Source organism: Litoreibacter ponti, from assembly GCF_003054285.1.
Taxonomy (GTDB): Bacteria; Pseudomonadota; Alphaproteobacteria; order Rhodobacterales; family Rhodobacteraceae; genus Litoreibacter; species Litoreibacter ponti.
The window spans coordinates 2689142-2711765 of sequence record NZ_QBKS01000001.1 but is presented as its reverse complement, the minus strand read 5'-3'; the positions used below and the strand labels follow the sequence as shown (position 1 = coordinate 2711765).

The following is a 22624-nucleotide window of genomic DNA, read 5'->3' as shown; positions in this document are numbered from 1 at the left end:
CCCTGATCCGGGCGGCCGTTTTGCGTTCAGCCGACGCTGAACATGTCTTCGCGACCGACCGAGACATAGGCCTCAAACCCCGACCGCTTGGCATCTTTCGCGCTATAGATGTTGCGCAGATCAGCCATCCGGGGGCTTGCCATCTTGCGTGCAAGTTTCTTGAGATCCAACGCGCGGAACTCGTTCCACTCGGTCAGGATGATCAGCGCGTCCGCCTTCTGAGCGGCCTTGTACGGGTCATCATGCCACTGCACGCCGGGCAGCAGATGCTCGCCCTCCCGTGCGCCTTGCGGATCGACCACACGCACCTTGGCGCCTCCGCCTACCAGTGCGGGTACGATCGTCAGCGACGGCGCATCGCGCATGTCGTCGGTATTGGGCTTGAAGGTCACGCCCAATACCGCAATCGTCTTGCCGTTGAACGAGCCCTCGCAGAGATCGCGCAGCTTCTCGATCATCCGCGCCTTCACCCCGTCATTGACGCGAATGACGGCCTCCGTGATTTGCATGGGAACGGCGTGTTCCTGGCCGATCCGCGCCAAAGCGCTGGTATCTTTCGGAAAGCACGAGCCGCCGTAACCGGGACCCGCATGCAGAAACTTGTTGCCGATCCGGTTGTCCAGCCCCATCCCTTTCGAGACATTCTTGATATCCGCGCCAGTCTTTTCGCAAAGCGCGGCGATTTCGTTGATGAAGGTGATCTTCGTCGCCAAAAACGCGTTGGCTGCGTATTTGATCATCTCCGCGCTTTCCAGATCGGTCGTGATGATTGGGAAATCGCGCAGGAATAGCGGGCGGTAAATCTCTTGCATGACCTCTGCAGCACGATCGTTCTGGACCCCGACGACCACGCGGTCAGGCTTCATGAAGTCCTCGATTGCCGCCCCTTCGCGCAGGAACTCCGGGTTGGAGGCCACATCAAATTGCAAATCGGGCGCGGCCTTGCGGACAACCTGCTTCACCTGCCGATTGGTGCCCACCGGCACAGTCGATTTGGTGACGATCACGGTGTAGGGATTGCCCGCGGCTACGAGCGCTGTCGCGATATCCTGCGCCGCGGCATAAACAAACGTCAGGTCCGCATGCCCGTCGCCCCGTCGCGTGGGCGTCCCAACGGCGATGAACACCGCTTCAGCGTCCTTGATCCCCTCGTTCAGATCAGTGGTAAAGGACAGACGGCCAGCCTCGACATTCTTCGCCATCAGCGCGTCGAGCCCGGGCTCGTAGATCGGCACCTCACCGGCATTCAGCATCTCGATCTTGCGCGGATCTTGGTCGACGCACACCACGTTATGCCCGAAATCCGAGAAACAAACGCCGGAGACTAGGCCAACATACCCCGTGCCAATCATCGCGATTTTCATAAAGAACCCTTCCGCAGAAAACGTGCGCCTCGGATGCGCTATGCGCCGCATCCTGTCAACTCCAAGTCAAAAGACCGTTTTGATCATCAATATGGCATCAAAGCAAATCGAGCGATTTCTCTGGTAAATCAAGTCCAGCTGCGCCTTTCGGGGCACACATCGCCGGGCATAGACCTCATCAGTCTCTGCGGGTGTATTGCAGGCCGCCAGCAACGCCCCTTCCCGGCGATGAAACTTCACGGATGCAAGGCCCGTGATACCCGGCCTGCTCTTGAGAACCTCTGCGTAGAGATCGGGAAAACGCTCGACATATTCCCGCAGCGGCGGTCGGGGGCCGACGAAGCTGATGTCGCCCACTAGCACATTCCACAGCTGGGGGATCTCATCGAGCCGCAGACGTCTGAGCTTGGCCCCGACACGGGTCACACGGGATGACTTGTCCCCACCAGACACCCCGCGATCCGCGTCGGCAACAGTCATAGTGCGGAACTTCAGCAAATCGAAAGCCTGCGTCGGGGTACGCATCCGCTCTGACCGGTAGAGGATCGGACGACCGTCTTGGACCGCGATCCAGATCGCCACCAAAATAAAGACCGGCAATAAAATCAGGCCAAGCACCAGAACGCACAGCAAATCAAACGCGCGTTTAGTGGGTGTCATCGAGACCGTCCAATTCCGAAACCAGGCTTTGCGCGTCCGCTTTGAGCACGCCGTCCCCGACATACGCTCGCAGCCGCGACACGTCGAGGGTGATCCGTTGAAGATGCCCGGTGTGTGGCGCAGCCTCGCGCCATTCCCAATCTAGCCCGCGATGCTCGGCGAGCTCCTCCATCGCCACAGGCGGCGCTGTTGCGACGTTGAGAAAATAGGGCAAAGGCTCGGTATGGCCCAACAGCGCCTCGAGCGTGCGCGCGAGGCTTTTGAGCCCGATATAGCTGCGCATGGGCCCGCCGCCGTCCGCATATCGATCAATGTATCGGTGGTGTCCCGAGGGACCAAGAAGCGCGTCCGCCCCGGCCACGTTGCCGATCCTCAGACAACACACGTTGAGCGCGGGCGTGCGGTATCCGGCAGCAACATTCTCCATATCGATCTTGGCCCGCGCGTAGTCCGATGAACCAAGCAGCGGATGCGCCTCAGTCAGGTTTTGCCCGGGACCATACACGGCAGAAGAAGATGCCAGCAGCACCCGCGAGATACCGCACGCCTTCGCCGCTTTCAGGAGGCAAGACGCCAGAGCAGCAGTCTGAGACATCTCACCAGAGCCGCCGGGCGTCGCACCGACGAAGGAGACGATTGCAGATAGACGACCCTGCTTCGCGCAGAACGCTTCAAGCGGCGCCGTTCCGTCAGCCAGCGGGTCCCACACAAGATCGCATGGCCCACGGCGCGCTTGGGTCAGGACAGGGAAAGCTCCCGCACGCCAAACCCGCGCGATCATGGAGCCGACGCGGCTCGACGCGCCCATCAAAAGACAAGGGGAGTTCGATTTCACACCAAAGCCGCTCAGCGCAGGCCATCCACCTTCGCGGCCACGTCGACGCCCTGAAAGCCATCCACGCTTTCCTGCAAAATATAGCGCAGCGCATCGGCGTCCTGGGTCGCGATGACCTCACGCACCTGCTTCAGGATGCGGGCCATCTCGATCTGAGATAGCCGGTTTTCCTCGGCCCGCATGATCTTCGGATGCGGCGTGGGCAGGATATCCTTGCCGAGAAACAGCTCTTCATAGAGCTTTTCGCCGGGGCGCAGCCCGATGGTTTCGACCTCAATATCGCCCAACGGGTTTTCGTCATCGCGCACGGTCAGGCCGGACAGCTCGACCATGCGACGGGCCAGATCGCGGATGTTCACGGGCGCACCCATGTCGAGCACGAAAACATCCCCGCCATCGGCATAGGCACCTGCCAGAAGCACCAGACGAGAGGCCTCCGACAGCGTCATGAAGTATCGCGTGATCTTCTCATGGGTCAGCGTGATCGGCCCGCCCTTGGCAATCTGCTCTTGGAACAGCGGAATGACCGAACCCGAAGAGCCAAGAACATTGCCGAAACGGACCATCGCGAACTTGGTCGTCTCGGAGCGGGTTTGCAGGTCCTGTATCGCAAGCTCCGCAAGGCGCTTGCTCGCGCCCATGATATTTGTCGGGCGCACGGCCTTATCGGTGGATACCAGAATGAAACGCTCGACCTGTGCGGCTTGCGCGACTTCGGCGGTTGTCAGCGTTCCGAAGAGATTGTTGCGTAGCCCCTCGATCTCGTTGTCCTCGACCAGCGGAACATGCTTATAGGCCGCCGCAAACAGCACGATATCGATCTCAGATTCCGCGATTACATGCTGCATCCGCGCCTTGTCGCACACCGAGCCAAGCCGCGCTGTCAGCTCAATACCCGCAGCGTCCGCCAGGGGCTGCAACTCTCGCGCGATGGTGTAGAGCGCGTATTCGGAGTGATCGAGCAGCGTCAGCCGCTGCGGGCGACACGCAAGGATCTGACGGCACAACTCGGACCCGATCGAGCCACCCGCCCCTGTGATCAAGACCCGGCGCCCGGCATAAGCCCGCGCCATCTCCGGGGTCTGCAAATCCACCTTGTCGCGGCCCAGAAGCATGTCCGCGGTCACAGGTCGCAAGCTGCCTGCAAGACCCTTGCCTTCGACCAACTCGGTGTAGGACGGCAGGGCGTGAACTTCCGTTCCTAGGCTCGACAGCTCTTGCGTAACGCGACGAAGTTTGACCTCGTTCATCGACGGCATCGCCAACAAAATCCGCTGCACGCGGCCGCGACTGATCATTCGCTCAAGATCGGATCTTGACCGCACCTTCATGCCAGAGACCGTCATCGATTGCAGCGCCGGATTGTCATCCACAAACGTGACCGGGCGCATGTAAAGATCCTTCCGCAACGCCGCCAAAAGCTGTACGCCCGCCGCACCAGCGCCGAAGATCGCAACCGGTATGCGCCCTTCACCGTCGGTCAATCGGCGTCGCAGGATGTGTCTGCCGACCAGTCGCCCGGTGACATGTACCCCCATGAAGGCCACCGCGGTGACCATCGCCAACTGAAACGCATCCGGCACGCCATTGAGCACCGCAAGAACGCCGGTGATCGCGGCCATCGCGGTCGCGGCGAACAGGCCGAGGTTCACATCGTAGATCTCGAACGCGGAGAGTTTCACACGGTTGGTGCCCACCAGCATCAGCACCGGCACGGACAAAAGAGTGATGGTCAGGATCAGGAGGCCCGATTGGGAAAGTGCCGCCGTAGGCCAAACTGACCCTTCGAGAATCGCAAACGCAAAAACGACGCTGACTGCGATTGAAATGACATCGATGGAGAGCAGGATTGCGCGGCGAAAGCCCGACGACAACGAGATAAAAAAATCAAACATCATAAATCCTTGCGCGACACGCCGTGCAATGCACGGGGAAGTTGTGCCGACGTTTCTCTCCCCTACGCCAAACTACGGTCAATGCAAGTTCCAACGCAAGCGCCCCCACCCGCAGAAGAGGCAAAAGCGGCGAATTCTCGCAGGCTGGTCTGACTGAAAAACAAGGATACTCTCTGGCGGCGTTCGCGCAATTGCATGAGCCTCTCTCACAAGCTTGCTCGCGTTCCCCAAATGTGGTTTCTCAAGTCAACGGCGGGAGGATACCCGGCCAAGCGCCTTGGGGGGCCAGAATGAAAAAATATCGCTGGATCGCTACCATGGCGGCCGTTTCGTTTTCGGTCGCCGCATGTGATCTGCCGCGCGGGGCGGCGCTACAGTCTGAAATCATTAAGAAATCCGATGCCGAGGACGCTGATTTCTCGGTCTACCAAGTGACCAAGGACTTGTTGCCGCGGGTCAAAGACTGGCCACGGACGGGCAACGTTGCGCGCTACTCGTGGATCGGAAAGCAAAAAGGGCCGGTCGGTCGAACGCTTCTGCCGGGCGACGCGGTGACGCTATCTGTCTGGGATAGCGACGAGAATTCACTTCTCACCGCGCCCGGGCAAAGGGTCGCGCAGCTGCAGACCTCCACCGTTTCTCCGAACGGAAATATCTTTGTGCCCTATGTCGGCTCCGTGCGGATCAGCGGCATGACCGAATCGAATGCACGCGATGCGGTCCAAGAGGCGCTAATCAGCATCTCTCCGTCCGCGCAGGTGCAGCTGACGTCCGAGGTCGGCCAGCGCCACTCGATAGATCTGGTCTCTGGGGTGAACAACCCCGGCTCCTTCCCGCTGCAAGAGCGCGACATGACCGTGCTTGCCGCAATCGCTCTGGGCGGGGGAGCGTCAGCGGGCTTCCAAAATCCCCAGGTCCGGCTTCTGCGCGGCAATAGCACCTATGCCATCAGCCTGGACAAGCTGTTCAAGACCCCGTCTCTCGATACGACCTTGCGGCATCAGGACAAAATTCTGGTGGTCGAGGACGAGAGCTATTTCATTGGTCTCGGCGCCTCCGGCAAGGAAGAGCTGGTGACCTTCCCGAAAGAGCATGTCTCGGCACTCGATGCCGTTTCCCTGTTGGGTGGATTGTCCGACGCGCGCGCCAATCCCAAAGGTATTCTGGTCCTGCGCGAATATGGCCAGAAGGCCGTGCGCACCGACGGCATCAGGGGCCCGGAAAACCAGCGCGTGGTCTTCACCATGGACCTGACGAATGCGGACGGTCTGTTCAGCGCCGGCAAGTTCCACATCAACCCCAAGGATGTGGTTTATGCCACTGAAAGCCCGGTCAACAATGCGCGCACGATCTTTGGTCTGATCGGATCGACCTTCGGCGTGGCCGCGCAGGTCTCCAACTAAGAAAAACGCCCGCTGGATCGACCAGCGGGCTTTCTTTCGTTTGTCCGGGACGACCCTACTTCCAGCCAACCTCGTTGAAGATTTTCTGGGCCGTCGGCACGTTCTTGGCGACGGCGCTCAGGCTGACCGGGTCGGCCTTGAACGTTCCCAGCTTTGCCACGCTCTCGCTCAGCGCGACACCCGGCACCGCGGGAAACTCATCATTGCCGCTGGAGAAATACTGCTGCGCCTGATCGGAGGCGAGGTATTCAAGGAACTTGACCGCGTTTTCCCGGTTCGGCGCGTTGGCGGCAACGCCACCGCCGGACAGGTTGATATGCGCACCTTCGGCCTCCTGCGCCGGGAAGACCCAGCCGATCTTGTCAATCTCGGCGGTCACGCCGTCCACGTCCGTTCGCAAGGCCCGCGCGAAGTAATACGTATTGGCGACCGAGATCGCGCATTCCCCAGAGACGATGCCGCGCAGCTGATCCGTGTCGCCGCCCTGCGGGGCGCGCGCGAAGTTATCGACCATGCCCTGCGCCCACTCTCGCGCAGCATCTTCGCCGTGGTTTTCGATCACCGCTGACAACAGCGTCTGAGAATACACGTTGCTGGACGAGCGGTGACAGACCATGCCCTTGTACTTCGGGTCGGCCAAGGCGACATAATCCATCGGCGGCTCGGTCACCGTGGCCTTGTCGTAGAAAATGATCCGGGCGCGCTGCGAGAAGCCGAACCACTGGTTATCGCTGTCTTGCAGGTTGTCGGGAATTTTATCTTCCAGCACATCGCTTTCGATTGCCTGCAGAACGCCAGCATTTTTGGCGCGCTCAAGACGGGAGGTGTCGACCGTCAGCAAGATGTCGGCGGGCGAGTTCGCGCCCTCGGCCTGCATCCGGGCGATCAGCTCGTCCGCCTTGCCTTCAATCCGATTGATTGTGATGCCAGTGGCGTCGGTGAAATCCGAATAGAGCCGCTCGTCGGTGTCATAATGGCGCGACGAATACAGGTTCAATTCCCCTTCCGCGAAGGCGGCGATGGTGGATCCCAGAACTGCGATCGTTGCGAGTGCGGTGGTGGCCTTGGGTGACATGTTACCTCCTGCATAGAATGTCTGACTGTTTTACTCAATTACGGGATTCGAGATCGGATGCAAGCTATTCTTGATAATTTTTGTCAGACTTGGAATCTCTCTAATTCCAAACGAAAAAACCCGGGCCGTTTCCGGCCCGGGCTTCGGGTTCAAAGGCGTCGAGGGAGGGTTAGCCTTTGGAGAACTCGGGGTAGGCTTCCATGCCCAGCTCTGTGGTATCAAGACCGGTGATCTCTTCTTCCTCACCGACCCGGATGCCAAGCGTGGCCTTCAGGATGAACCACACAATGGCGGAGGCCACGACCGTGAAGATACCGACCACCAGGATCGAGTAGAGCTGCGTGCCAAGGCTCGCATCGCCATTCGTGAACACCACCGCGATGGTGCCCCAGATACCAGCGAAGAGGTGCACCGGGATGGCGCCGACCACATCGTCGATCTTCAGCTTATCGAGGAACGGCACCGCGAAGACCACGATCACACCACCGACAGCACCGATCAGCGTTGCTGCACCCAGGGATGGGGTCAGCGGCTCTGCGGTGATCGACACCAGACCGGCAAGCGCGCCGTTCAGGATCATGGTGAGGTCAGGTTTCTTGTACAGCAGCTGCGTCAGGATCAGCGCGGTCACAGCACCACCGGCAGCCGCCGCGTTGGTGTTGGAGAAGATGCGCGAGATGTCGGCCACATCGCCCACGGAGCCCATGGCCAGCTGCGAGCCGCCATTGAAGCCGAACCAGCCCATCCACAGGATGAACGTGCCCAGAGTGGCAAGCGCCAGATTGGAGCCGGGCATCGGGATGGTCTTGCCGTCCTTGTACTTGCCGATACGCGGCCCAAGGATGATCGCACCGACCAGAGCGGCCCAGCCACCCACGGAGTGCACGACGGTCGAACCTGCAAAGTCCAGGAAGCCCATCTCGTCCAGGAAGCCACCGCCCCATTTCCAGCTGGCCTGCAGGGGATAGATGATACCGGTCAGGATGATCACGAAGATCAGGAACGGCCACAGCCGGATGCGCTCGGCCACTGTGCCCGATACGATCGAGGCGGTCGCGGCGCAGAACATCAGCTGGAAGAAAAAGTCCGAACCGGTGGAGGCGTAGGAATAGTCATCCGCCCCCGCGGCATCGACGCCCACGACCTCCAGCACGGCAACAGCCGGGAACAGCGCGGAGAACACGCCGTCTACGGCCCAGTCGCCCAGCGGATACATCAGGTTGTAGCCGATAAGGTAGTAGGCGATCGCGGCGAGCGAGAAGAGCGCCATGTTCTTGGTCAGCTGCATCGTCACGTTCTTGGAGCGCACGAGGCCCGCCTCGAGCATCGCAAAGCCCGCGGCCATCCAGAACACAAGGAAGCCACCCACGAGGAACAGCAACGAGTTCAGGATGAACACCATGTCAGTTTGCAGAACGGCCGGATCGACCGTGTCCTGCGCGAAGGCGGCACCGGCCGGCAGCAAGGCTGCGGTCAGTGTCGCGGAAATAAGTGTGTTGCGTGTCATGTTACCAAAGTCCCTTTTTCAACAGTGGCGGCGCTTACAGCGCGTCTTCGTTCGTCTCGCCGGTACGCACGCGCACGGCCTGGCCAACATCCATCACGAATATCTTGCCATCCCCGATCTTGTCGGTTTTCGCGGTGGTCGAGATCGTCTCCACGACCTGGTCGGCCATGCTGGCGGCGACGACGATCTCCAGTTTGACCTTCGGCACGAAGTTCACCGCGTATTCTGCGCCACGGTAGATCTCGGTATGCCCGGACTGGGACCCGAAGCCCTTGATCTCCGTGACCATCATCCCGCGGACGCCGATGCCGGTCAGGGCCTCTCGAACCTCCTCCAGCTTGAACGGTTTGATTGCTGCAATGATCAGTTTCACTGTCTTCCCCTTAGGTTTCGCCCGAGAGCGCGGGCTCGTATGTCGCTAAAGCAAGCTCTTGGGTGGCGCTCAGCAATGTCAGACGCTTAGATTCAGGGCCTGAACTCTGCCCACGTCTCGATTTTTTGCACAATTTTTGATCAATGCTCACGAATTAGGCAGAAGTGGAATCCGGTGCTCGCGTAGTTTTGCTTCGCATCCGACTCGCAGGTGCCTATATTGGCCCCAACGATAAGCAGCCCATGCAAGCGCAGGTCAGATGAACAATTCCGGACGCAAGAAGCCGCCCCTGGTGGCCGAAAAACGCTATGCCAAGGCGGCCAAGCCGAAGGCGACGCCCAAGGCAAAGGCGAAACCCCGCGTCGCAAAACGCAAGGCCGCGCCGAAGAAGCGCGGCGTGCTGGGATGGATTCTCTTTCCCTTCGTCTGGACGCTGCGGCTGATCTGGCGGCTGACGTGGCGGACTACCGCCGTGGCCCTGATCCTGCTTGCTGCCGCCGTCAGCTACACCTACACGCAGCTTCCCCCGGTCGAGGACCTGCTCGACGGGCGCACGCGCGGCTCGGTCACCGTGCTGGACCGCGAGAATGTAGTCTTCGCCTGGCGCGGCGACACGTTCGGCGGCGCGATCCGCGCAGGCTCTGTCGCTCCGGCCCTTAAGAACGCCGTCGTCGCAACGGAGGACAAGCGCTTCTACTGGCACGCCGGCATCTCGCCGCGCGGCGTCGCCTCCGCCATGCGCATCAATATGCGCGAGGGCCGCAAGCCATGGCAGGGCAATGGCGGCTCGACGATCACGCAGCAGACGGCAAAGCTTCTGTGTCTTGGCGTGCAATACGACCCCGACATCTGGAAGACCGAGCGCGAATACGAGGCGGACTGCCGCCGTACCACCCTCGCCCGCAAGGGCAAAGAGGCGCTCTACGCACTGGCGATGGAGGCCAAGTATTCCAAGGATGACATCCTGTCGATCTACCTGAACCGCGCCTATCTCGGCGGCGGTGCCCGCGGATTCGAGGCCGCAAGCCAGGTCTATTTCGGCAAATCCGCAGCGAGTGTGTCGGTGCCAGAGGCCGCGATGATGGCGGGGCTTCTAAAAGCGCCTTCCACGTATGCGCCCACCAACAACCTGCAGCGCGCCCAAGACCGCGCGGCGACCGTGCTGAAGCTGATGCGCGAGCAGGGCTACATCACCTCCGCCGACGAGGCTGCGGCCAACGCCGCACCCGCGACATTGTCCAAAGCCGCGCAGGCCCGCGCAGGGGGGTATTTCGTCGATTGGGTCATGGACACCGCTCCCGACTTCCTGACCACCGACACGACCGAAGACGTGATCATCCAATCGACCTTCGACAACCGCCTGCAGAAGGCGGCCGAGGGCGCTTTGGAGGATATCTTCAAGACCAAGGTCCGCGAAGGGTCCAAGGCGGAAGCAGCCATCGTCGTCATGTCCGCCGACGGCGCCGTGCGCGCCATGGTCGGCGGACGGCAAAGCAAGGTCAGCGGCGCATTCAATCGCGCCGTGCAGGCGAAGCGTCAGACCGGTTCCGCCTTCAAACCATTCGTCTACGCCGCGGCGATGGATCTGGGCTTCCAGTATGACAGCGTTGTGGTGGACGAGAAGTTCACGATCAACGTGCCCGGCTCCGGCCCCTACACGCCGCAAAACTACACTCGCGACTTCAAGGGCGAGATGACCCTGACCGATGCCTTGGCGCAATCGATCAACACCGTGGCCGTCAAAGTATCCGAGGCGGTGGGGCGCGAAAACGTCCGCGACGTGGCCGTACGCTTCGGCATCGACAACGAGCTGGCCGATGGACCGGCCTTGGCCCTTGGCGCGTCCGAAAGCACCCTGTTGGAGATGACCGGGGCCTATGCCGGTATCCTTAACGGTGGTCGCGCGGTCTCGCCCTACGGCATCCGGGAACTGCGTCTAAAAGGCGACCAGCAAGCGCTGATGGGGCAGGAGGGCGGCTTTGGCGAGCGCGTCATCACCGAGAACGCCGCCCAGCAGCTGACCTACATGATGTACCGTGTCGTCAATGACGGCACCGGCCGCCGCGCGCGGCTGGAGGACCGCGAAGTTGCGGGCAAAACCGGCACAACCTCTGCCGCCAAGGACGCCTGGTTCATCGGCTTCACCGCGCAATATGTCGTGGGCGTCTGGATGGGCTACGATGACAACACGCCCCTCACCGGTGTCACCGGCGGCGGCCTGCCCGCCGAGATCTGGCGCGAGACGATGGTGCGGGTCACGGACGGGCTTCCCGCCGTCCCATTGCCGCGCATCCGCCCGGTCAACCCGCCGCGCGTCACCGCGCCCGAACCCGAGCGCAGCGTCGCCCGCAGCACCCAGCGGCGGCCAAGCGGGCAACAGCGTCGCCAGCAACCCAACCTCGAAAACATCACCGAGCAGATTATTCGCGACGTGGGCAACCTGCTGGGCAACATCCTGCGTGGGAATTAACCAACGTCACGACAGCACGAAAGGCTGTTCCAGCACCGTGCGCATGAAAAAGGGCGGGCACCGGCAGTGCTCGCCCTTTTCCGTTAACCTATCAAGAAATCGCTAGCCGATCCGGCGCAAATCCGCAGTCAGCTGCCCGATATCGCCTTGCCGGCGATCCAGCATCGCACCGATCTCGGCGCGCTCAGAGGTCAGCGTGTTCACCCCTTCAATGATGATATTGAAGATCTTGGGGCTGCCGGAACGGTCCGACACAAGCCACGTCACATTGAACGGCGCGGAGCCGCGCAGCTTCGCGGTGGAGCGCACCTCGACATTGCTTTTCGACGGGCGCGAGCCCTCGACAATGATCTGGCCGCCGACGAACTCGTTGAACCGCTTGCCGTATTTGCGGGTAAAGTAGCCTTTGAAGGCATCCACATAGGCCCGCACCTCGGCGTTCGACGCGCTGCGCCGCGCGGGACCAAGCGTGGTCAGCGCGATGATATTGACGTCGGCGTACCGCTCGAACACGCGCTGGAAATCACGCAGCATGGCGCTTTCGCTCTTTCCGGTGGCGATGATCTTGTTGATGTCGGTTACCGCGCTGTTGACCAACTGCTCGGCCGCGGGGCCGCTCAGGGCAAACGCGGGAAGCGGAAGGCCAAGGGCAGCGAGGCCACCCAAGACGAAACGACGGGAGTAAGTAGTTTTATTCACCATAAACATCCTCATACGGATCAAGGTAATCCGGCTGTGCCCCGCCCGAAAGCTGGAAGCGCCGGTTTTGCAGATAGAGCAGCCGCGCCTGCGCGTAGCCGTCTTCGCTCTCATATAGGACGGAATCGACCAAATCCGAATATTGGTAGCGATCCCCGAACCGCGCGGCCACGCTGCTCCCCGTGCTCGCGGTGCGCGCAGGCCCATCAATTGCGAAATTCAGCGGGTTGATCAGCGTGTCCACAACCCGGCCGGCCGCATGACGCTCTGTCGACGGACCGACCAGCGGCAATTCCAGATACGCCCCCTCTGGCGCGCCCCAGACGTGCAATGTCTCGCCGAAATCGGTGGCGCGGTTCTCAAGGCCCGCTTCGGTTGCGACGTCCAGCAGACCCGCAAGCCCGAAGGTCGAGTTCACGAGGAACCGGAACGTGTTGTGGCCCGCATCCTCGATCCGGAACTGCAACAGGTTGTTGAGCACCTGTCCGGGCAGATTAAGGTTGGATGCGAAATTCGACACGCCCGTGCGAACCGGGCTCGGCACGATGGTGCCATACCCTTCGGACGCGGGCCGCACGAAGGCCCGGTCAACGCCGCGATTGAAGCTGTGCGTCTGGCGGTTCTGCGCCTCGATCGGGTCATTCACACCGCGCTCAATCGGCGCAGCCGTGCATGCCGCCAGAAATCCAGCTGCAAGAAGCGCCGAGACGCGGAAGTGTCTTACAAAACCAAACGAGGCCATCAATTTCGTCCTAAACTGCGATACGCGGTTGAACGCGGGATATATGAGACGATGTAGCCAATCTCCAGAGGTTCAAGTCACAAACTGTCAATCTTTGACTGATAGCGGTGCGTAAGGCACATTTCCGCCGCAATAATGAGTTATGATGGCGCAAAGCGCCAAAAAAAGAGTAAAACGAGCAGTATGAGACAGGCCCCTAATCACCAAGGCCGGGCAGAACTTCTGGCCGCCCGCAAGCAAAGTCGACCGCTCTTCGCGGCGGCCTTTGTATTTAGCATATTTGTCAATTTGTTGATGCTCACCGGCCCGCTATACATGTTGCAGGTCTACGACCGCGTGCTGGGCTCCCGGTCGGAAGAAACACTGTTGGCGCTGTCGATTCTGGTCGTCTTTCTCTATGCGATGATGGGCCTTCTGGACTACGCCCGCGGGCGCGTGTTGGCGCGCATCGGCGCGCGGTTCCAGGACACATTGGACCGGCGCGTGTTCTCGGCGATGCTGCGCAAATCGAACCTCGCGCCCGAGAAAAAGGACGGCAATACCGGTCTGCGCGACCTTGAGGCTGTGCAGAACCTGCTGTCCTCCCCCGCGCTTCTGGCGCTCTTTGATATGCCCTGGACCCCCCTTTTTCTGGCCGCGATTTTTATCTTCCATCCGTGGCTTGGATATCTGGCGGTCGCGGGCGGCACGTTGCTGATCGTGCTGACGCTGATCAACCAGCGCTCAACCCGACAACCGCAGCTGGAAGCCGGTCTCAAGGGCATGCAGGCCAACCGGATGTCCGACGAGATCATGGAGGAAACGGAAGTGATCGCGGGTCTTGGCATGCGCGAGGCCAGTTTCGATCGCTGGCAGGAACTGCGGGCGGATGCCTTGCAGCAAAGCCTTCTGAAGTCGGACCGCGCGGGCGCCATCACCGCAACGACCAAGACCCTGCGCCTTTTCCTGCAATCGGCCATGCTGGGTCTCGGCGCTTATCTGGTGCTGCAGAACGAGTTGACCGCAGGCGCGATGATCGCGGGCTCGATCCTGCTCGGCCGCGCGCTGGCGCCGGTGGAACTTGCCATCGGGCAATGGGGGCTGGTGCAACGCGCCTCGATGGGCTGGCAGTCCTTGCAAGCACTCCTGACCGAGGTGGCCCAGATGCCACCGCGCACACCCCTGCCACGGCCACAAGCCCGGCTTACCGGCGAGCAGGTCACGGTGATCCCGCCGGGCGAGAAGCAAGCGACCCTACGCATGATTTCCTTCGACCTGCCTCCAGGGCAGGCGATGGGTGTGATTGGACCATCGGGCGCGGGCAAGTCGACGCTTGCCAAGGCCCTGACAGGGATCTGGCCCGCTGCGGGCGGTAAAATTCGCCTCGGCGGCGCGGCGCTGGATCAATACGATCCTGACGCGCTTGGCAGCCACATTGGCTACCTACCCCAGAAGGTGAACCTGTTTGACGGGACAATTGGCCAGAATATCGCGCGCCTGCGTAAGGACGCAAATCCGCAGGATATCATCGCCGCGGCCCAGAAGGCGGACGCCCATGAGCTTATCTTGAAACAACCGCAGGGCTACGACACGCCGATCTCCGCCGCGCGCGGCAGGCTTTCGGGCGGCGAGCTGCAGCGCATCGGGCTCGCCCGGGCGCTGTACGGCGATCCGGTACTTCTGGTGCTCGATGAGCCAAACTCGAACCTCGACAATGACGGCTCGAACGCGCTGAACGCGGCGATCCGCAAGATGAAATCCGAAGGCAGATCGGTCATCATCATGGCGCACCGCCCCTCCGCCATCGCCGAATGCGAATTGCTGATGGTGCTAGAGGGTGGCATGCGCCGCGCCTTCGGGCCGCGCGACGAGGTGCTCAAGGGCACGGTCGCAAACCACGGCGCAATCACCGGCAAACCCCAGCCCGGAGGTGTGACATGAGCATCGCTTCCAAATGGCCCGCCCGCGGGCCGGTTACCTTGGGCGTACTGGCGCTCGTGTTCCTGCTTGGCGGGTTTGGCATCTGGGCCGTGCAGGCCAACATTGCAGGCGCGATCATCGCGCCCGGCCGGATCGAGGTCGACCAGAACCGCCAGGTTTTGCAACACCCCGACGGCGGCGTCGTAGCCGAAGTGCGCGTGCGCGAAGGCGACCGGGTGGAGCGCGGCCAACTGCTGATCAAACTCGACGCCACGCGCCTGCGCTCGGAGCTTCTGATCGTCGAGGGCCAGCTGTTCGAGCTCATCGCCCGGGCCGCACGCCTCAAGGCCGAGCGGGACGATCTCGATGAAATCACCGTCGATCCTCTTCTGATCAAGGCGGCAGATTCACGCCCCCAGCTGCAGGAATTGATCGACGGGCAGCAGCGCCTCTTCAAGACTCGCGTCTCCTCCGCCGCGCAAGCGGTCGAGCAGCTGGAGAAACGTAAGGCGCAAATCGCCAATCAGGTGGACGGGGTGCGCGCCCAGCAAGCGGCGCTCGAGACCCAGCTCGCGCTGCTCGAAGAAGAGCTGACCGCCCAGCAGGATCTGCTGGACAAGGGCCTCGCTCAGGCGAGCAGGGTTCTGGCCCTGCGCCGCGAAGAGGCGCGCCTGCGCGGCACCGTTGGCGAATTGACCGCCTCGACCGCAGAAAGCGAAGGGCGGATCACCGAGATTGATCTGGAGATCATCCGCCTGCAAACCCAGCGCGAGGAAGACGCGATCACGCAGCTGCGTGACTTGCAATACCGCGAATTCGAGCTGCGCGAGCAGCGTCTCTCCCTGCAGGAACGCCTGTCGCGCCTCGACATAACCGCGCCGGTCTCCGGCCTGATCTTCGGCCTGTCGGTCTTCGCCGAACGTGCTGTGATCCAGCCCGCCGAGGCGCTGATGTTCATCGTGCCGCAGGACCGTCCGCTTGTGATCACCGGCGAGATCGAGCCGATCCATGTGGACGAGGTCTTCATCGGGCAGGATGTGACCTTGCGCTTTGCCACCTTCGACGCGCGCACCACGCCCGAAGTGTTCGGCTCGATCTCGTCAATTTCGGGCGATGCGTTCCGCAACGAGACCACCGGGCGCAGCTTCTACCGCGTGGAAATGACCCTGAAGGAGGGCGAAATGGCACGGCTCGGGGGCGTTGAGCTCTTGCCGGGGATGCCGGTTGATGGCTTTATCCAGACCAGCGAGCGGTCGCCGATGAGCTATCTTCTCAAGCCGCTCACGGATTACTTCAATCGCGCCTTCCGCGAAACCTGAACGGAGCTGCCCCATGTCCACCTTCGAGACACGCCTGGCCGAGCTGGGCGTGACCCTGCCCGACGCCCCCGCCCCCGCCGCCAACTACGTGCCGAGCGTGATCACGGGCGACACCGTCTACATTTCCGGCCAGATCAGCCAGAACCCGGACGGCAGCTTCATCACCGGCAAGGTTGGCGCCGATTTGTCCGTCGAAGAGGGCGCTGCAGCGGCGCAGACCTGCGCCATCAGCCTGCTTGCGCAAGTGAAGGCGGCCTGCGGCGGCGACCTGGATCGGCTGGTCCGGGTGGTTAAGCTGGTGGGTTTCGTGAACTCCCACGGCGATTTCACCGAGCAGCCGAAAGTGATCAACGGCGCGTCCGACTTTCTGGTCGAAGCCCTGGGCGACGCCGGAAAACACGCGCGCTCCGCGGTTAGTGCGGGCGCGTTGCCCTTCAATGTCGCCGTCGAAATCGAAGGCATCTTCCAGATCAAACCATGACCCCGCTCACAGGCGTCTTCACCGCGCGGCCCCTCGCCCATCGCGGGCTGCATGACCGCGCGCGTGGGATCATCGAAAACTCGCCCTCGGCGTTTGAGGCCGCGATCGCGGCGGGCTATGGGATCGAGCTGGACGTGCAGTTGAGCGCTGACCGGCAGCCGATGGTGTTTCACGACTACGACATGGCGCGATTGACGGGCCAAAAGGGCCCGATCCAGACCCGCTCCGCCGAGACCGTGCGCGCGATGACACTCAGCGGCTCGGACGATCAGATCCTTGATCTTGGTGACGTGCTGAAACTGATCGGCGGCCGGGTCCCGGTGCTCATCGAAGTAAAGGACCAAGACGGCGCGATGGGTCCAAATATCGGCCCGCTGGAAGATGCCGTCGCCCAGCAATTGCGCGACTACGCGGGCGAGGCAGCCGTGATGTCCTTCAACCCGTACAGCGCCGCGTATATGGCCAAGGCTTTGCCGGATCGCGCGGCCGGGCTGGTGACCAGCGCGTTCAAGTACAAGGACTGGGCGCCGCTTTCGCACGCAATTTGCGACCGGCTCCGCGACATTCCCGATTTCGATCCGGGCATGTTCTCGTTCATCTCGCACGAGGCCCCCGATCTTGATCGCCCCCGCGTGGCGGAGCTTCGCGATCATGGCGCCACGATCCTGTGCTGGACGATCAAATCCCAGGCGCAAGCTGACGCTGCGCTGAAGATCGCCCACAACATCACCTTCGAGGGCTTCGCCCCCGCTTGACCCTGTCCCGGCAAAGCCCATCTGATACGGGTGTGCATGATGGGACCGACGATATGACCGAGACCGAGGTCGAGATCACCGCGATCTCCAGCCTGTCCCAGATCGAGGCAGCGGAGTGGGATGCTTGCGCCTGCCCTGAAGCCGCGGATGGACGGCCAAAGGACCCGTTCACGACTCACCGCTTTCTCGGCGCGCTGGAACGCTCCGGCTCCGTTGGGACCGGCACCGGCTGGCAGCCGCAATATCTTCTGGCGCGGCAGGCGGGAAAGCTCATCGCGACCGCACCGCTTTATGCGAAGAACCACAGCCAGGGCGAATACATCTTCGATCACAACTGGGCCCATGCCTACGAGCGCGCAGGCGGGCGGTACTACCCGAAACTGCAGCTCGCCGTGCCGCACACGCCGGCAACGGGTCGTAGGCTTCTTACGCGCCCAGGATTTGAAGAGATCGGCCAATCTGCGCTTGTGCAGGGCGCGGTACAGCTGGCCGCAACCAATAAGGTCTCGTCGCTGCATATCACCTTCTGCACAGAAGATGAGGCCGAGGCGGGTGCGCAGATGGGCCTGATGCCCCGCATCAGCCAGCAATTTCACTGGACCTCGAACGGCTACACGAATTTCGACGAGTTTCTCGCGAGCCTGTCCGCCCGCAAGCGCAAGAACATCCGCAAGGAACGCAAGACGGCGCAAAGCTTCGGGGGCACGATCCACGCGCTGACGGGCGACGAGATCCAACCGGAGCATTGGGACGCTTTTTGGCTATTCTACCAAGACACCGGTGCGCGCAAATGGGGCACCCCATATCTGACCCGCGCCTTCTTCGACGAGGCGCATGCAACGATGCGCGACGACATGCTCCTCGTGCTCGCCGAACAAGACGGGCGCTTGATCGCGGGCGCGCTGAACTTCATCGGGCGGGAGACGCTCTACGGGCGCTACTGGGGGTGCCTTGAAGACCATCCCTGCCTGCATTTCGAGCTGTGCTATTATCAGGCGATCGAGTGGGCCATCGACAACGGCCTGACGCGGGTCGAGGCCGGCGCACAAGGGGCACACAAACTCGCCCGCGGCTACCTGCCCGTAGCAACCCACTCGCTGCATTGGATCGCCGACGAAAGCTTCCGCGACGCGGTTCAGAAATTTCTCCACGCCGAGAAAGCCGCGATCGACGAGGATATCGAGATCATGACCGAATACGGCCCCTTCAAGAAATCAAACCCAGAGGTAGACCCATGAGCGAGACCCCGTCCGACGCCGATGTGCAAAAGCTTTTGGACGCTGGCTGGAACCGCGTCGATGATCGCGACGCCATTACCAAGACCTACAAGTTCAAGACCTTCATCGACGCCTTCGGCTTCATGTCGAAGGCCGCCTTGGCCGCGGAGAAGATGAACCACCATCCGGAATGGTCGAACGTCTACAACCGGGTCGAGGTCACATTGACCACCCACGATGCGGGTGGCCTGTCGTCGCTTGACGTGGAGCTTGCGCAGAAGATGGACGCGATGGCCTGACGAAACGGCCCTCCGGCTAAAGAGGGCCGGCGCCTTTAGATCGCGTCGAGCATCGCCTCGCCGCCGGACACTTCGCAGGTGCCGGGGCTTTCTTCGGCCTGAAAGACCTTTACCACGCCGTCTTCCAAGTACATCGCGTAGCGCTTCGAGCGCGCCACAAGACCTGCGGGCGGCGCATCAAAATCCATGCCGATGGCCTTCGTCAGGGCAGAGCTTGCGTCCGACAGCATCGAAATCCCGGCCTCGGACGCGCCGGTGGCCTCGCCCCAGGCCTTCATCACGAACGGGTCGTTGACCGACACGCAGACAATCTCGTCCACGCCCTTTTCGTCGAACTGCTCCTTGGTGCGGATGAAACTTGGCACATGGGCGGAATGGCAGGTCGGCGTGTAAGCGCCCGGCACTGCAAACAGGATAACCTTGCGCCCCTGCGTGAGACTCGCGGTCGAAACCTCTTCCGGGCCATCGGCTCCTAAGCGAATAAGGTTAACGTCGGGCAGCTTGTCGCCGGTGGAAATGGCCATGTCGGAATCCCTGATTGAGTTCTTGTTCACAGGCCATATAGGTTGAGCGCTGGCAAGAGACCAGAAAAGAAGGGGAAGGCCATGAGCCATATCGTCGTGATCGGGGCCGGGCAGGCCGGAGCGTCGCTCACTGCGAAGCTGCGCGCGAGCGGGTTCGACGGCGAGATCACCCTGATCGGCGCGGAAAGCGAGCCACCCTATCAGCGCCCCCCGCTCTCCAAGGGATATCTCTTGGGCGAGATGCAAAAAGAACGGCTCTACCTGCGGCCCGAACACTTTTACACCGACCAGAAAATTACCCTGTTGCTGGGCGAGCCGGTCAGCAAGATCGACCCGTCGGCCAAGACGGTACAGGTGGGCGACAAGGTAATCAGCTACGACCAACTGGCCCTGACGACCGGATCGACTCCGCGCCATCTGCCCAAGGGCTGCGGCGGCGATCTGCACGGGGTCTACGCGGTTCGCAGCCTCGATGACGTGGATCAGATGGCGCCAGAATTTGTCGAAGGCCGCCGCGCGCTAATCGTCGGTGGCGGCTATATCGGGCTGGAGGCCGCCGCGGTCGCCGCCAAAATGGGCGTCGAGGTCACGCTGGTCGAAATGAGCGAGCGCATCCTGCAAAGGGTCGCAGCCGCCGAGACTTCGGACTTTTTCCGCGACCTGCATCGCGACCACGGGGTCAAGATCGTCGAAGGCGTGGGCCTGAAGCACCTCCTCGGCGACACGCAGGTCACTGGCGCGCGTCTCACGGACGAGAGCGAATTGCAGGTCGATTTCGTGATTGTCGGCGTCGGCGTCGCGCCCAGTGACTTTCTGGCTGTCGAAGCGGGGCTGAAGATCAGCAACGGGATCGAGACGGACGCCCAAGGGCGCACCTCCGATCCGTCGATCTGGGCTGCGGGCGACTGCGCGTCCTTTCCGTGGCAGGGCAAGCGCATCCGCCTCGAGTCCGTGCAAAACGCCATCGACCAGGCAGAGCTGGTGGCCGAAAACATGCTTGGCGCGGGCAAGGACTACGACCCGAAGCCGTGGTTCTGGTCGGATCAGTATGACGTGAAGCTGCAGATCGCCGGGCTGAACACCGGCTACAGCCGCATCGTCACACGTCAGACCGGCGAGGCGGTGTCCTATTGGTACTATTGCGGCGACCGGCTGGTGGCCGTCGACGCCATGAACGATCCGCGCAACTACATGATCGGCAAGCGGCTGATCGAGGCGGGCAAAAGCCCCGCACCCGAGCTCGTCGAAGACGCCGAGATCGACCTGAAGGCGCTCTTGAAGTGAGGATCATCGGGGGCACCCACCGCTCCGTCGCGCTGACCTCGGTCGGCAAGGGTGACGAGGCTGCGCATTTGCGCCCCACCACCGACCGCATCCGCGAAAGCCTGTTCAACGTACTTGCCGGCGGCCGCTACGGCGACCCGCTGACCGGCGCGCGGGTGCTGGACCTGTTTGCAGGCACGGGCGCGCTTGGGCTCGAGGCGCTGTCGCGCGGTGCGGACCGTGTGTGTTTTGTCGAAAACGGGCGGGCAGGCTTCCGGCTTTTGTCGAAAAACATCGGCAAGCTGCGCGCGGCGGAGCAGACCAATATCCTGTCGACCGATGCCACACGCTTGCCGCCGAACCCCTACAAGCCATTCGATCTGGTGTTCCTCGACCCGCCCTATGGCCAAAATCTGGGCGCGAAGGCGCTGCTTCAGGCACGCGCGCAAGGCTGGCTGACCGACGATGCCCTCGTCATCTGGGAAGAAGAGGCGCCGCAAGCCGCCCCGGACGGCTTCTCGCTGATCGAGCACAAGACATACGGCGGCACGCACGTCACATTCCTTGAGCCGGACTAAAAAAACCGCCCCTCCTGTCTCCAGAAGGGACGGTCTCGTCACTCGTTACAAGTTACACGTTCACTGACTTTCGGCCACGAACGCTTTTGCATCCGCCACCAATGCGGCCCCATCTAGGCCCTTTTTGGTGATTTCCGTGATCCATTCGGCGGTTACTTCTTCACCCAATGCCATCATCCGCGCGGTCTCTTCCTCGGACACGACACCGATCTGGTTGCCGTCGTCGATCATCACCTGTTTGCCGACGACATCGCCCTGATCGTGGGCACGCCCCGCCCAGGCAGAGGCAAACTCGCCGGAGTTGGCATCAATCACGGCTTTCAGATCGTCGGGCAGGCTGTTGTAGCGATCCTTGTTCATCGCCCAGATGAAGTAGAGGTTGTAGAGCGCCTTGTCGCCCGACACGTCCGTATGGCTATCCGTCAGCTCGTTGAGCTTCAGCGACGGCGACATCTCCCACGTGATCACGCCCCCATCCACGACGCCTTTCGACAGCGCTTCGGGGAAGGCCGGGACCGGCATGCCCACGGGCGTCGCGCCCATCTTGTCGAGCAGCAGGGTCGCCGGGCGCGACGGGCCGCGCAACTTCAGGCCCTTGAAATCCTCGACTTTCTCAATGGCCGGACCTTTCTTGTGGACCAGCCCCGGCCCATGCATGTGCGCAGCGATCAGATGGATATCCTTGAAATCGTCCATCAGGTGCTTCTGCGTGAACTTCCACGCCGCAACGCTCGCCTGCTCGCCCACCTTGGTGGTCATGAACGGCAGTTCCAGCGCCTCCGCCTCCGGGAAGCGGCCCGGCTGATAGCCGGGGATCACCCAGCCGCCATCCACGGCACCATCGCGGATCAAGTCGAACTGGTTCGGGGCTTTGCCGCCAAGCTGCATGAACGGATACAGCTCAACCTTGATCCGGCCGTTGCTGTCGGCTTCGATCTTGTCGGCCCAAGGCTGCATGAAATAGGTCGGGTTCGCTGATTTCGGCGACACGAAGTGCTGGAACCGCAGCGTGACGTCCTGCGCGAACGCACTGGACGCGCTGGCCAAGGTGAAAAGAGCAACTGTGGTGGATTTCAGAAAGGTCATCTTAAGACCTCCTCTTGCAGGATCGGTTGAGCAACGCTTTAGCCGCGTCGCAGCATCTATGTAAGCACCCATGACCTTTTTGCAAGTCATTCGCAAAAAGAAACCCCATATCTAGTGGTCGGAGGGATTGTTTGCACAAAGGAAATATGGGAGATTCCTTGAAAACTATAAACGCAGGCA

General features: G+C 61.8%; 21 protein-coding genes. 10 read left to right on the top strand and 11 right to left on the bottom strand.

Features of this window, described 5'->3' with window-relative positions:
- Positions 1-26 precede the first annotated feature (26 nt).
- The 4 genes from C8N43_RS13735 to C8N43_RS13720 all read right to left on the bottom strand — a co-directional run bounded on the left by C8N43_RS13735 (position 27) and on the right by C8N43_RS13720 (position 4754).
- On the bottom strand, positions 27-1364 hold the full coding sequence (locus C8N43_RS13735) for a UDP-glucose dehydrogenase family protein (RefSeq protein ID WP_107846140.1): 1338 nt from the start codon (positions 1362-1364) through the stop codon (positions 27-29).
- 66 nt (positions 1365-1430) lie between these two features.
- Complete coding sequence (locus C8N43_RS13730) at positions 1431-2024, bottom strand: sugar transferase (RefSeq protein ID WP_107846139.1); 594 nt, start codon at positions 2022-2024, stop codon at positions 1431-1433.
- Positions 2011-2832 carry an NAD-dependent epimerase/dehydratase family protein gene (locus tag C8N43_RS13725; protein ID WP_107846138.1) on the bottom strand — a complete coding sequence of 274 codons (822 nt, stop codon included), beginning with the start codon at positions 2830-2832 and terminating at the stop codon, positions 2011-2013. Before C8N43_RS13725 ends, C8N43_RS13730 begins: the two co-directional genes overlap by 14 nt.
- A 38-nt stretch (positions 2833-2870) precedes the next feature.
- A complete protein-coding gene (locus tag C8N43_RS13720; RefSeq protein ID WP_245913003.1) occupies positions 2871-4754 on the bottom strand; it encodes a polysaccharide biosynthesis protein in 1884 nt (627 codons plus the stop codon).
- A 290-nt stretch (positions 4755-5044) separates the two neighbouring features.
- Between C8N43_RS13720 and C8N43_RS13715 the strand changes: the two genes are divergently transcribed.
- Positions 5045-6157 carry a polysaccharide biosynthesis/export family protein gene (locus tag C8N43_RS13715; protein WP_107846136.1) on the top strand — a complete coding sequence of 371 codons (1113 nt, stop codon included), beginning with the start codon at positions 5045-5047 and terminating at the stop codon, positions 6155-6157.
- Positions 6158-6212: 55 nt separating this feature from the next.
- Here the strand turns inward: C8N43_RS13715 and C8N43_RS13710 are convergent, their stop codons facing one another.
- The 3 genes from C8N43_RS13710 to C8N43_RS13700 form a co-directional block, all read right to left on the bottom strand.
- Positions 6213-7232: an extracellular solute-binding protein gene (locus C8N43_RS13710; protein ID WP_107846135.1), complete on the bottom strand. Its 1020-nt coding sequence runs from the start codon at positions 7230-7232 to the stop codon at positions 6213-6215.
- Positions 7233-7401: 169 nt separating this feature from the next.
- On the bottom strand, positions 7402-8739 hold the full coding sequence (locus tag C8N43_RS13705) for an ammonium transporter (RefSeq protein WP_107846134.1): 1338 nt from the start codon (positions 8737-8739) through the stop codon (positions 7402-7404).
- A gap of 34 nt (positions 8740-8773) precedes the next feature.
- Positions 8774-9112 (bottom strand): P-II family nitrogen regulator, encoded by a 339-nt coding sequence (locus C8N43_RS13700; RefSeq protein ID WP_107846133.1) that lies wholly within the window; start codon positions 9110-9112, stop codon positions 8774-8776.
- Positions 9113-9371: 259 nt separating this feature from the next.
- Here C8N43_RS13700 and C8N43_RS13695 point away from each other — a divergent pair, with 259 nt between their 5' ends.
- Positions 9372-11582: a transglycosylase domain-containing protein gene (locus tag C8N43_RS13695; protein WP_107846132.1), complete on the top strand. Its 2211-nt coding sequence runs from the start codon at positions 9372-9374 to the stop codon at positions 11580-11582.
- 102 nt (positions 11583-11684) lie between these two features.
- Here the strand turns inward: C8N43_RS13695 and C8N43_RS13690 are convergent, their stop codons facing one another.
- Together C8N43_RS13690 and C8N43_RS13685 are read right to left on the bottom strand one after the other, a co-directional pair.
- Positions 11685-12284, bottom strand: coding sequence for an MlaC/ttg2D family ABC transporter substrate-binding protein (locus C8N43_RS13690; protein WP_107846131.1), 600 nt, complete (start codon positions 12282-12284; stop codon positions 11685-11687).
- A complete protein-coding gene (locus C8N43_RS13685) occupies positions 12274-13023 on the bottom strand; it encodes an MlaA family lipoprotein (protein WP_107846130.1) in 750 nt (249 codons plus the stop codon). Before C8N43_RS13685 ends, C8N43_RS13690 begins: the two co-directional genes overlap by 11 nt.
- A gap of 183 nt (positions 13024-13206) precedes the next feature.
- Between C8N43_RS13685 and C8N43_RS13680 the strand changes: the two genes are divergently transcribed.
- The 6 genes from C8N43_RS13680 to C8N43_RS13655 are packed head-to-tail and all read left to right on the top strand — an operon-like array spanning position 13207 to position 18993.
- Positions 13207-14943 carry a type I secretion system permease/ATPase gene (locus C8N43_RS13680; RefSeq protein ID WP_107846129.1) on the top strand — a complete coding sequence of 579 codons (1737 nt, stop codon included), beginning with the start codon at positions 13207-13209 and terminating at the stop codon, positions 14941-14943.
- A complete protein-coding gene (locus tag C8N43_RS13675) occupies positions 14940-16241 on the top strand; it encodes an HlyD family type I secretion periplasmic adaptor subunit (protein ID WP_107846128.1) in 1302 nt (433 codons plus the stop codon). Before C8N43_RS13680 ends, C8N43_RS13675 begins: the two co-directional genes overlap by 4 nt.
- A 13-nt stretch (positions 16242-16254) precedes the next feature.
- The gene (locus C8N43_RS13670; protein ID WP_107846127.1) at positions 16255-16722 is read left to right on the top strand and encodes a RidA family protein; all 468 of its coding nucleotides are present in this window, start codon (positions 16255-16257) and stop codon (positions 16720-16722) included.
- A complete protein-coding gene (locus C8N43_RS13665) occupies positions 16719-17477 on the top strand; it encodes a glycerophosphodiester phosphodiesterase family protein (RefSeq protein ID WP_107846126.1) in 759 nt (252 codons plus the stop codon). The genes C8N43_RS13670 and C8N43_RS13665 overlap by 4 nt, the downstream gene beginning before the upstream one ends.
- Before the next feature lie 53 nt (positions 17478-17530).
- Complete coding sequence (locus C8N43_RS13660) at positions 17531-18715, top strand: GNAT family N-acetyltransferase (protein WP_107846125.1); 1185 nt, start codon at positions 17531-17533, stop codon at positions 18713-18715.
- On the top strand, positions 18712-18993 hold the full coding sequence (locus tag C8N43_RS13655) for a 4a-hydroxytetrahydrobiopterin dehydratase (RefSeq protein WP_107846124.1): 282 nt from the start codon (positions 18712-18714) through the stop codon (positions 18991-18993). The genes C8N43_RS13660 and C8N43_RS13655 overlap by 4 nt, the downstream gene beginning before the upstream one ends.
- A gap of 35 nt (positions 18994-19028) precedes the next feature.
- On the opposite strand, the gene C8N43_RS13650 is transcribed toward C8N43_RS13655, so the two are convergent.
- A complete protein-coding gene (locus C8N43_RS13650; RefSeq protein WP_107846123.1) occupies positions 19029-19517 on the bottom strand; it encodes a peroxiredoxin in 489 nt (162 codons plus the stop codon).
- A gap of 81 nt (positions 19518-19598) precedes the next feature.
- On the opposite strand from C8N43_RS13650, the gene C8N43_RS13645 reads away from it, so the two are divergent.
- Together C8N43_RS13645 and rsmD are read left to right on the top strand one after the other, a co-directional pair.
- Positions 19599-20801, top strand: a complete 1203-nt coding sequence (locus C8N43_RS13645) for an NAD(P)/FAD-dependent oxidoreductase (protein ID WP_107846122.1) — start codon at positions 19599-19601, stop codon at positions 20799-20801.
- Positions 20798-21358: a 16S rRNA (guanine(966)-N(2))-methyltransferase RsmD gene (rsmD, locus tag C8N43_RS13640; RefSeq protein WP_107846121.1), complete on the top strand. Its 561-nt coding sequence runs from the start codon at positions 20798-20800 to the stop codon at positions 21356-21358. The genes C8N43_RS13645 and rsmD overlap by 4 nt, the downstream gene beginning before the upstream one ends.
- Before the next feature lie 60 nt (positions 21359-21418).
- Here rsmD and C8N43_RS13635 read toward each other — a convergent pair whose 3' ends face one another.
- Positions 21419-22444 (bottom strand): TRAP transporter substrate-binding protein, encoded by a 1026-nt coding sequence (locus tag C8N43_RS13635; protein ID WP_107846120.1) that lies wholly within the window; start codon positions 22442-22444, stop codon positions 21419-21421.
- Positions 22445-22624 lie beyond the last annotated feature (180 nt).